Consider the following 11,260-nt stretch of genomic DNA (forward strand, 5'->3'; position numbering starts at 1 on the left):
ATTTTCAGGAGACAAATTAAGTTGATAAACGTGAGCCTACCATCAATCTCATAACATCCAAAATGGAACTTAGCTTATGGTAAAGTACCTCCATATGATACTTAATGTAATCAATCTGGTCAACACCGTTCTTTAGTAAATACTTAGAATCCGGAAATCTTCTAATCATTACTTCCACCTTCTGTACATCACTAAGCAAGCCACTAAGGCGGCTCCAGTAATTTTGGGTTTCCAGTGTATAGCGATCAAGCATACTTAATAGATGATAGTTACTATCTGTCCTATCAAATTTGGGGTCTCTCTTTACCCTATCAACAGCAGCTTTACATTCATTAAGAAACTTTTCGGCCACCTCTGCCCAGATAGCTTCGTTATCAATTTGTCTCGTAGATCCTTTCATCCTGGGCGTTTCTTTATCAAACTTTTATGACACAATTAACCTGCCTCCACAATTTTCTTCTCCTCCTCTGTCAACCCAACCATAATGTCACCTCTTTCTATTATTCCTCCGTTGTGACAACTTCTTCCATACTGCTCTCAAATCATCTACCTCAGATTTTTTGAATCCGTGATGTTTGATCAAGAAAGCCTCATCCATTATATCCAGTGCCTCTTCAATTTTTCGCTGACGAATCAGAGAATCAACCTGATCAAAATCAATATCTAAATCAGCCAACACAGGGATTTGTATCTCTTCAATTTCTGTGGGCTCAAAGGTCATTACGCCACCTCCATAGCTTCTCCCTGTTATCTCTGAAAAGGCAAAGGAAAGGGAGTTCAAAAATGAAATGGCGGCCATACTTCTATTTACTCCTTCTTTAAACCTAACCCTGTGAATAGTATCTGTAGAAGAAGCACCTGTTTCATTCAAAATGAGTTTAGGGTAATCGCCTACTTGTCGCAACGCAAAAGCATCCGGTACCCATAATGATGGAGTGATGTACCACCTTCTTCTTATCCGGGTTTTGTAGCCAGTATGAAATCCTTGTTGCTCACCATACTCAATATAGTTTTGACAGACCTTCGGTAGCTTCTCAAAATCCTCATTGGGTGGAATGAACAAATGGATGGCATTTTGAGCTTTTGAGTTATTAGAAAAATCTGTTTCAGAAAATGTAATACCCTTCAATTGGTTGGATTTACTGGCTACGGGAATGGTGTATTTTTTCAATTTCCATGCTTTCACTTGTTCCTCGTTCATCATAAAGAACTCATTTCTACCAGTGACCAAACCAACGTCTACCTCCATGATGTCTCCACAGGTAGTAACTCGTTTATCTTTCCGCAATCCTCTTAAAAGATTGATTTCACCCTCATTGAGAAAGTACTTTGTCCATTTTTCAGTGGTATGATCTATAGGCTTGACATTGGAGCCGTTAATCGCCTTGAAATTGATTGACTTCAATTCGTCCAGGTTTTCACATTCGATTACTCTAACCCCTTTTCCATGATATACTTTCTTTTCGCAAAGTAGTAATACAACTTCTTGTTGAATACTGGCAAAGACCAATTTCTTGAAAGTGATAATTGTAATACGTTCAAAAAACTTAGAAAGAAAAACCCTTGTTTCCGCTGCATATTTCACCTGGAACAATTCGGCAGGAACTACCATAGCTATTCTGCCATCATCTTTCAGTAAGGAAGCGGAAACGACTAAAAAGGGAACCCAGATATTTGTGAGTTTATTGGGGCTCAATCCAAGATCCTGCATCATTCCAATAGCCAGTTTCCTGTGCTCTTCGGGAAAGCTTTGATAGCGGATGAAAGGAGGATTGCCGATAACCACATCATACTTTTCAACTACATTGCTGCTGATATAATGAAAAAAATCATGATTAACGATGGTATTGGAATTCAGACCCAAATTGGCAGCTCTGGCTTTGGCCTTTAGTGATTCTTCTTTCAGCAATTCTATCCCTTTGATTCGGCCTTTTAAGTCTTCTCCTTCAATCCCCAGTTCTTTGAATCGAAGTATGGCCGATTCAATAAAATTTCCATCACCACAACTCGGTTCTAAAATCCGCTCAGTTTTTTTGTCAATGCTCCATTGGCATAAAAAATCAGCAATAGCCTGAGGCGTATAGTAACCACCTCTTAATTTTTGAGCGCTTATGTTTTTTTTTATCTGTCCCATTATTCCTCTATGGCTAATTCTGTGGTGAACATATCATCGTACTTAACCAGACTAAATTCCTCCTCACTGATCTCATATAAAAGGTTGATGTTTCGAATTAATTGATCAAAGAGCGTGTCAGCTTTTCTTTGGAGTACCGTTCTTTTGGATCCGTAAGCCGCACTTTTTAATTGTGCCCTCGTTTTGATCAGGGATTTTACCAGTTTAATAATGGTGTTATATTTTTCTTTTTCGGAAGTATTGTTGAGATCAATCTGTCGAATAGGAATATTTTCAATAAACTGCTTGCCGTGAGAATAATAAGCACCTCTAAACTCACTTGCTCCTGCCTTTACCATATTTTCAAAAAGAGGATGTGATAAAATACCTAGGAAGTACAGTAGTGAATAGTCAGATCGGTTAGTTAATGCGTAGTACGGACCGTTACCTCCACCAGTGAATTGAAGATCATTATTGTCAAGAGCATAGGGAGGGCTGGTTGCTAAAACAGACCAAACAAGTTTTGGCGTGTTGTGAAATCTTGTCAGGCTTTGAGAACGTCCAAATTGATACCATTTGGGGTTGTTCCCTTGCAAGCTCCTTTTCTCCAATTGCGGCTTATGCTCCTGTAAATAAGACCAGGCAAGCGGAAAGTTGCTTTCAAAATACTTTTCACTGAATAAATGGGCTCCATCATTTTCAACTGAATAAGGAAATATAATCCGGGCATTGGCTGCTATGGTATCGAATAAGCCAAATGACAAGTCGTAAATAGCCGGGAGGCAGATGTTTTTTTCAACTTCCCATTGTCTCCCACTCTTGGTAAAGCTATATGTATTTGATGTTTCGCTTTCCGGCTCAAAAATGTAAATCTTATCAGCACTGGTTTGTAAACCCACACATATTTCTGCCAACTCTTTTAACGGAACGGACTGCTCAGAACGAAGTTTGTTAAAGACTTTTTCCGTGTCCGGTGAAAGAAATATCCATGGATCAGTATTGAAAGCATCTGTTCGGTACGAAACAAAGGCATCTTGTTTCTCGAGCAATTCAGGTGTGATTTTTCTAACTCGCTTAAATTGGAAGTCTGTCTTTTTAGCTTTTTGAAGGATTAAGATAGCCGTGTATGTCGAACGATCCGGAAATACCTGTGCAACTCCAAAGTGCGTGATTTTTGAAATTTGACTGTTCGTTGTTATAAACTCCCGTAATCCTTTGCCACCTTTGATAAGAAAAAATTTATGCGGCACAATGTAGCCAAGCAACCCATTTGTATTTAACAGAGCAATGGCTCGCTGAATAAAGACATAATATTTATCTATAGTCTCCTTCTTGGCAACACTGTATCCAGAGGTACTTGATTGGTAGAACTTTATTTCCTCAGGAGCATATTTTACGAGATTTTGTATGCGTACATAAGGAGGGTTACCAATAATTGCATCAAAACCCTTTGTTTCCTTCAAAAAAGGAAATTCTATTTCCCAATCAAATGGTTTGACATTATGCAGCAGTTGGTTGTTTTCCAGCGCATCTGGCATAAACTCAAAGAACTTGGAATCAACCAGTGAATTCCCACATTTAATATTTCCTTTGAGATTTGGCAGGACTTTTTCTGTATGTTGATTAATGAAGTTGTCAACCGAAGCTTTATCTTCTCCCTCCAGAAGCTTCAGAAGCAAACTGAATTCAGATACTTCAGTGGCATAAGGATTTATATCAACACCATAAATATTCTGCTCAAGAATATTTCGCTTAGCTTTAAGAGTAAGTGCAGATGTGGTTTCATCCAGTTGGTAAACCAACTCATTACTACTCGCATTTTCTTCAATCAGTTTTTCCAGAACCTTTTGCTGCATGAAGTCATAAGCAGAAATAAGAAAGGTTCCTGAACCACAGCATATATCTGCAATTTTAATTGTGCTAATCTCATCAAAGGTTTTCCCAGTCATCAATGGGGACAAGGCGTCTTTTATGATTTGCTCTACAATGAGTTTAGGGGTCGGAACAACACCATTAGATGCAGAAACTTCCGGTTCTTCCAGAATAGAAAGTTGTCTTCCATCTTCGAGAACAATACGGCTTCCCAAAAACCTTTCGTAGATCTGGCTTAATATTGTCGGGTCAACAACTGAAAAGTCGTACGGGCTTAATGGGTAATAGAGTTCATTAAAAATTTCGATTAGTACTTCAGAGTCAATGTCAATTTTAAGCGAAAGAGTATCTTCAATAAAATCGAACAGGCCAGAATTGAATTTTTTGTCCGACTGTTTAAAAAGATTCTTTAGTTCATCATAGCTTTTGATATTTTTCAGCGTTTCAAACTTTTCAATCGTTCGGTCTTCACAAATTCTTAGAAAGATAATACGGTTAAGCAGCCGTTGAATCAAGAAGTTAATGTCTTCATCATCCAGGCTCTCATTTTTCTCTATAGCAGTAATGGCCAATTTTTGCCGCCAATCTTCTATTTGTTTTAAGAAATAGTCATCAAAAGTTTGTCCTTTTCGCTCATAAATGGAAAACAGGTCGTCTAATTGACCAGAATTTGCTGAATTAAACGAAACCAGCTTCTGAATTTCGTCAAAGGCTTCAACGTATTCTTCAAAATTGAAAATTCTAACTCGGGCTACCTGTTCATTTTCCGAAACATCTGGTTTGAACCTACAATCATAGGTAATGAGGTGTTCAAAATTGGTTAGAATCGAAATACCAAGATTCGCGTTCCAGCCATATCTTCTCGTTTGAAAAGCAGCTTTGGCAGATTTTAAAATGTTAATCGAAGGCTTTTTGACTTCTACAAATAGTTTTCTGGTACCGTTGATGCGTAGCGTATAATCAGGATTCTTTTTGGTTGTTTCGTCTTCTACCTCAATATATTCTTCCTGAATAACATCCCGTAAGAATTGCGTTTTTCCTTTATAATTGTCCACATCCCATCCAAGACACTTCAAAAGCGGATCAATAAAGTCATTACGTACTTGCGTTTCATTGTAAGCTGTTTTAAGGCAACTCACTCTGTCTGATCGATATTTTTCTACCAGTTCTTGAATGGTCATTGCTTGTCAAAATCTAATTTACCTTGCTGATGGTTTTTGGTTTTTAAATACTTGATTTTCTCCTCCGCCACTTTAAGGATTTCATGAGAGTTTTCCTCCTGCATTAAATCGTAAGCCACTTTATCACTCAGCAAAATCAAACCAAGTGTTTCTGTATCTTCTTTGAATAACTCTGCCAGAACAGGGATCATTTCTTTGTTAGCAGATCGTTCACCTCTTTCAATCTTGCTAAGTGTGGACGGGTCAATATCCAGTATCGCAGCTACCTTTCGGAGAGGGAGTTTCTGATTCTCCCTTAAGGATCTTATATGTTCTCCGAATGATGCTTTAGGTGTCATCTGACATTGAAGTTCTAGAAAAATGTGTCAGGACATTAATTGTCCAAAAGTACGCGTTTGATATTATAGTCTCAAGGAATAGTTCAACAAATTCAGTAAAACTGCCTTACCAATACGAAAACCAGGTAGGTAGAGTCTCGTATCTGCTCGGTTTCATTTTAAGTAAATGGGAAAAGCGAAGAAAAATATATCAACTGGACTCAGTTCTTCCCAATATCAACAAAAAATCCTCCCAAAAGGAGGATTTCCGTACTACAGACGTCTCAGTCTGTTCTCAATTCAGACCGCAATCAAGGTGAAATGGAGGGCTGTTAAAGCAGATTGCGGCCTGAATGATATGCTATTGATTGTCAACCAGCGTGTAGAAGCCAGGGAATTGTGTGGATTTTTCCAGTATTCCGTGCTCTTTCATGTAATTGATATAGTTTCTGGCCATGCGCTCCTTAATTTCAAGGTGCTGGGAGATCAGTTTCCCCAGATCCTTTGAAGACATTGAGCGTTTTTCACCGTAGAGTTCCTTGGCCAGGGCTTTCAAGTCAACTGAATTTCGCTTTACCGTTTCCTTCGGACTCTTTTCGCCAAAGAATTCATGCCGGCCTTTCTCTTTGTTCCAGCCGAATTCCATGATTGGTACATCCAATGGACTTCCATCGCGCACTTTTAAGGCTTTAATCAATGATGAGTCGGTGTTTTCATCTTTCTCAATCAAAAGAATACCGGCCGCCTTCCGCTGTACTTCACTACCAAGGTGTCCGCGAAGCTTCATACCGGAGGGAGCCATGTGCAACACGCAAACCACTACCGTGTTGTAGATGGCCGCAATGCGAATGAGTTCTTCAATAAGGGCAACGGATCCTTCTTCTTCGTTTACACCAGGGAGCAAGTCACCAATTCCGTCAATCACTACCATATGGATTCCACCGAATTGATAGAAATACTTGTCCATCGATTCCATGATGAGCTTCATGCGTTCCGCTCTGGATATGCCCACGAGGCAAAAGGCTTTGAACCAGGATGGCGGACGTTTTAAGGTAGAGCGATTCACGATGTAGGTCAGGTTTTTATAAAGTTGATACTCACTTTGCTCGGTATCATAAAGCAAAACTCCTTGGCCATTACTGTTTTCACGCACCGTGGTTCCCAGGGTGTCGATATCCAGTCCTTCCGGTTTAATGCTACCGGAAAGAATACCACCCAGGAAGTTGGTTTTTCCGCTTCCCTCTGATCCGGCCACGCACATGATATTTCCCGGAGCACCTACTGTAACTTCGTTGATCTTGATCAATGGCTCCGGTTCGGTTGGTGGTCTGCTAAAATCAATTTCACAAGTCCGCATAATGGCCAGGGAATCTTCATAGGCTATATCCAGCATTTCCCGAAAAAGCATTCGCAAATCATCGGCAGTATGGCCCTGGGCAAAGAAGTCAGAAATATCTTTTTGATCCTTTTCTCCGGAAAGAGGCAGTCGCAGCGATTTCAAGTTGAAACTCTTGTATTGATGCTTGAGCGACTCCATGGATTTCAATCCGGTTTCATCCACGTCATAAAGCAAGACCAGGTGCTTAAACCGGAAGCTGAAAGCCCGCAGCAAATTCTTAGGAATATGAGCGGTCTCGCTGTTCATGGAAACGGCATTGAAGCCATGTGCAGAGAGGGTGATCACATCCTTTTCGCCTCCTGTAAAGAAGAGAATATCTCCACGAATCGGTAACTGCTCTTTTCCAAAAACGTATTGTTCGGTTTTCTCACCCGTGAAAAGGAATCGCGGCTTGGAAAACGGCCGGTACAACTTGGTAAACCGGATGCTCTGGTAGCCAAACATTGGCTCACTCTCAGAAGAAGTGAACACATAGCGGTTACCGCTCTTGCCAATACCTTGGTAGGATTCTACCGATACTACATTGAAGCGAACCAGGTCTTCCTTGGAAACTCCATATTGTTTCCAATAGGCCAATTCGCTTGGAGTGAAAGCCTTTACCTTTAAAGGTAGCTCGTTTTGAGCGGTTTCAAATCCTTCGTGAATGCTTGGAAGCTCGCTAACGCGCATGAGCTGATCAGGAGCACGCTCTATAATTCGATCAATTTTTTGAGTGTTGGATTCCAATCCCAGAGATAGCTCCTGGTTTATGATGCCAAGGATTTTTACAAACTCATCCTTGTGTTCACAAGCCAATCCGAAGATCTTACCCGTGAAGAAGAAACAGTCGCCACTGTATTCAGCATCCCCAAAATCCTTGAACTTATACATCCGTGATCGCTTGTCAAAGAAGACATAGCACGAGGCTTTGGTGTCTTCATAGAAAGGACTCTTAAATGCTTTGCCGGTTCCTTGAATCCGGCTACCCAGAAAATGCTTGAAGACGTCATACCCATTGTTGGTAGCATCTAGTATGCTTTGCTTATCTAATCCCATGGCTCCGTGCATTAAAGAATTGTAGGCAAGGCACCAACGTGATTGCGATTGATAAACTCATCCAGGTCGTCCAAGGCCAGTTTACGCTTCCCACCAATCATGTGAAAGGCAACATTACCTTCCCGCATGTAGCGATACAGCGTATTCCGGGAAACTTCCAGGTAATCGGCTGCTTCGTCTGTGGTTAAAAATTTTTGCTTTGGCCTTGGTGCCAATAACTTCGTTTGGAGCTCCTTGAAGTTTCGCTCCATGGAATCCAGGCGCTGTCTCAAATGCTCCAGATCCTCTTTGGTTTTCTTTTCTGTGTTCCACATTGCTCTCGATTTGATGGACGCAAGATTAGGAGCAGGTGAAAAGAAAAATGTTAGACTCTAATAGAGGTCTAATACTTTTATCAATCAGTCATCTTCGCAATAGAGCTTGAAAACCTCCTTCAATTCCCGGGTATAGGAGCTTTCAGGTTTCTTCCTTCGCTTGAGGGCACCAATAGCCTGTCGGGCACTGCCCAGGTCTATATTGAAGAACCATCCAAAGAGCTCTATCAAGTCCTTTTGGTGGACAACTCCACCGGTACTGCCAACGGAGTTGCTCTTGCTTAAGGCTACAATGAGCTCCAGGAGATCCGCCTTGCTTCGGTTCCAGGTGAGAGTCGTTTGTCCCATACCATTGGGAAAAAGGGATAGCTGGCCCATTTGGTAGGGGGCAAGTCCGGTAAAAGGTGCGTGACCCGGATGATGTGGGAGTAGATCCTGAATCGGAAAGAAGGTGTGGATGTGTTTGATCCGATTATTGATTAAGCGGATGCACCTTGTGATGAGCCGCTTCTGTATTTCCAGGAATCGGAGCACCGTGTCTCGCACCAGTTTATCGTGGGTGAATTCCACCTGGTAGCGAATCTTAAATGTGACTTTCACCAGCCAATCGTCCTTCTTTTTCTTGGGGAAGTAGCGCTTTTCCTGTGACTTGGCATCAAACAATAGAAGGTTAAGTGCCCTAACCGCTCCAAAGGCATTGGCACTGTCACTGGTGATTGCGTCTATCTGGTCCTGGAGGTCTTTTAGCAGGCCTTCACAGAAGTGGTCGTAGTTTTTTAGAGTAGCGTGTCCATTAAAGGTCAGGTCAATTATTTCAGTTGTTTCAAATAGGTTTACCGGTATCTGTCCGGTTTTCTTACCGAGCTTTATTTCAGCTTTCGATATTTCAGTTAAAATGGTTTCAATAGAGTTTAACATGCTGGTCATTCAATTATTCAGGTTGTGTTAAACTCCGATTGGAACGGTGCTAGTCGAGAGGGCCATTTCTGGCAAATCCCATCCTTGGCAATGCGGCAATGGTATATATATATACATTGCCGCATTGCCATACAGGATATGGGTTTGGAAATTTCCGTTGCAAGTATTTAAAAATCAATTCATTGCAAAATGGTTTTAATCTATCTAAAGCATTGCCAAACGAGTAGATTTTGGCAATGGGGGTTTCTCAGTCAGCGCTAGTCCTCAAACGGAGGTTTCAAACCCCTGACCTCGTGGTTATTAGAGCCAATTCCTGATTCATCACGAGTTCATTTCAGTGATGATATCCAGCTATAAAGTGTTTACTCTGCACACCGCGGTTAAAAGGGCGCGCAAATTAAGTGGGCTTTCATGTAATAATTTGTAACTATTTGACAATAGATATTAAGAATTTGAGGTTAATTATTTCATTATGATATGTCTTCTCATAATGGGGATTCTTAATGATCGAATCCTGAAATACCGGTGAATACCCTACCCACGCCACCCCAATTCATTACCTTTGTTTAAGCAAAACCTTAAATAAGCGATGAGCGTAACGTGCATAAGGGTTCAAGCTGATGAAAATCAGATCAAGTCGTGTCGGCAGGCGATAGGTGAGCTAAATCAGCACTTCCTTGATGCCTCCCTAAAAATGGGAGCAGTTGGGAATCCTACCCGTATGAAAATACTCTTTTTACTGAGAGAAGAGGGGCGTATGTGCCCGTGTGACCTGAGTGACATACTGGGAATGTCTGTTCCAGCCATATCACAACATTTGAAGAAAATGAAATCACTGGATCTAGTTTTTGCAATGCGGGAAGCCCAAACGCTTTACTATTCCATCCATGAAAAAGAAAAGTTGTTTGTAAATGAAGTCTTAAGTCTAGTCGCTAAATCAACGCCTACATTATGAAAAATTCTACCTCCTTGATGTTCACCAGCGTGATGGCGGCCATAGGAGCCTCTCTGTGTTGTATAACTCCTGTATTGGCCTTAATTGCTGGAGCAAGCGGTGCCGCCTCCACTTTTTCCTGGTTAGATCCGGCACGGCCTTATCTAATTGGCATTACCGTATTGGTTTTAGGCTTTGCCTGGTATCAGAAGCTTAGGCCGCGGTCCAAAGAGGAAATAGAATGTGACTGCGATGATGAGACTAAGCCTTCCTTCTGGCAATCGAAAAAATTCCTGTCTATTATCACCGTTTTTGCAGCACTGATGCTGGCTTTTCCTGTTTATGCAGATGTTTTTTATCCCCAGCAGGAACAGCAGGCAGGTGTGGAAAATCAGCAAATTCTGAAAAGCATGGTTTTTTCAGTCAGCGGTATGACTTGCACTGGCTGCGAAGAACACGTTCACCATGAGGTTAACAAACTTGATGGCATTGTGCAAGTACAAGCCTCTTATGAAAGTGAGAACGCAATTGTTCAGTTTGACACGTCCAGAACTTCAATCCTTGAAATTGAAAAAGCGATAAACAGTACGGGTTACAAGGTAACGGCAATGAATAAGGAGTAAGTTCCGGTCATTGCAGCGGGAATACTTCAGGATTTATTTAGAGCATTTGAATATGGAAATCTTATCAAAATCAACTATCACTTGCCCGAAATGCGGGCATAAGAAAGAAGAAACGATGCCAACGGACGCGTGTGAGTTCTTCTATGAATGCGAGAACTGTCATACGCTTCTACGTCCCAAGGAGGGAGATTGCTGCGTTTATTGCTCCTACGGAACCGTTGCCTGTCCTTCTATTCAGGAAAATGGGGCATCGAGTTGTTGTAGTTGATCCAAAATCAATTTTTTGGATTGAGAATTGAACCTTGCAGCACATATATTATATTTGAACCGGTTAAGTCGAGGATTTGGGTGCTAAACCCTCCAGCATTTGAATTACTTACTTAGCGGCTTGACTTTGACATATTGAGCGTTGTAAATATTTGATATTGAGCATATTGGAGAGCTAGGTTCAAAACCCTCTCTCTCCGCAAATCGGAAAGCCTTTACGCGAAAGCGTAAGGGCTTTTTTCGTTTCCAGGGCCAAGCTTGCTTGAAGCCTTGGGAATGGAAAAGCC

At 41.3% G+C, this 11,260-nt stretch carries 10 protein-coding genes; 3 read left to right on the forward strand and 7 right to left on the reverse strand.

Features of this window, described 5'->3' with window-relative positions:
* Positions 1–16: 16 nt before the first annotated feature.
* From H4K34_RS12545 to H4K34_RS12575, 7 genes are all read right to left on the reverse strand, one after another.
* Positions 17–253 (reverse strand): hypothetical protein, encoded by a 237-nt coding sequence (locus H4K34_RS12545; protein WP_210757729.1) that lies wholly within the window; start codon positions 251–253, stop codon positions 17–19.
* A gap of 234 nt (positions 254–487) precedes the next feature.
* Positions 488–2,134, reverse strand: a complete 1,647-nt coding sequence (locus H4K34_RS12550) for an N-6 DNA methylase (protein WP_210757730.1) — start codon at positions 2,132–2,134, stop codon at positions 488–490.
* On the reverse strand, positions 2,134–5,166 hold the full coding sequence (locus tag H4K34_RS12555; protein WP_210757731.1) for an Eco57I restriction-modification methylase domain-containing protein: 3,033 nt from the start codon (positions 5,164–5,166) through the stop codon (positions 2,134–2,136). The genes H4K34_RS12550 and H4K34_RS12555 overlap by 1 nt, the downstream gene beginning before the upstream one ends.
* Positions 5,163–5,504, reverse strand: coding sequence for a helix-turn-helix domain-containing protein (locus tag H4K34_RS12560; protein WP_210757732.1), 342 nt, complete (start codon positions 5,502–5,504; stop codon positions 5,163–5,165). Before H4K34_RS12560 ends, H4K34_RS12555 begins: the two co-directional genes overlap by 4 nt.
* Before the next feature lie 340 nt (positions 5,505–5,844).
* Positions 5,845–7,917, reverse strand: a complete 2,073-nt coding sequence (locus H4K34_RS12565; protein ID WP_210757733.1) for a toprim domain-containing protein — start codon at positions 7,915–7,917, stop codon at positions 5,845–5,847.
* Between the two features lie 11 nt (positions 7,918–7,928).
* Entirely contained in the window at positions 7,929–8,231 is a 303-nt protein-coding gene (locus tag H4K34_RS12570) for a helix-turn-helix domain-containing protein (RefSeq protein ID WP_210757734.1), read from the reverse strand.
* Between the two features lie 84 nt (positions 8,232–8,315).
* Positions 8,316–9,149, reverse strand: coding sequence for an RteC domain-containing protein (locus H4K34_RS12575; RefSeq protein WP_210757735.1), 834 nt, complete (start codon positions 9,147–9,149; stop codon positions 8,316–8,318).
* A gap of 694 nt (positions 9,150–9,843) precedes the next feature.
* On the opposite strand from H4K34_RS12575, the gene H4K34_RS18200 reads away from it, so the two are divergent.
* The 3 genes from H4K34_RS18200 to H4K34_RS18120 are packed head-to-tail and all read left to right on the forward strand — an operon-like array spanning position 9,844 to position 10,974.
* Entirely contained in the window at positions 9,844–10,104 is a 261-nt protein-coding gene (locus H4K34_RS18200; RefSeq protein ID WP_407644582.1) for an ArsR/SmtB family transcription factor, read from the forward strand.
* Complete coding sequence (merTP, locus tag H4K34_RS12585) at positions 10,101–10,706, forward strand: mercuric transport protein MerTP (RefSeq protein WP_210757737.1); 606 nt, start codon at positions 10,101–10,103, stop codon at positions 10,704–10,706. The genes H4K34_RS18200 and merTP overlap by 4 nt, the downstream gene beginning before the upstream one ends.
* 52 nt (positions 10,707–10,758) lie before the next feature.
* Entirely contained in the window at positions 10,759–10,974 is a 216-nt protein-coding gene (locus H4K34_RS18120; protein ID WP_246452115.1) for a GDCCVxC domain-containing (seleno)protein, read from the forward strand.
* Positions 10,975–11,260 lie beyond the last annotated feature (286 nt).

It is taken from the genome of Croceimicrobium hydrocarbonivorans, assembly GCF_014524565.1.
Classification (GTDB): domain Bacteria; phylum Bacteroidota; class Bacteroidia; order Flavobacteriales; family Schleiferiaceae; genus Croceimicrobium; species Croceimicrobium hydrocarbonivorans.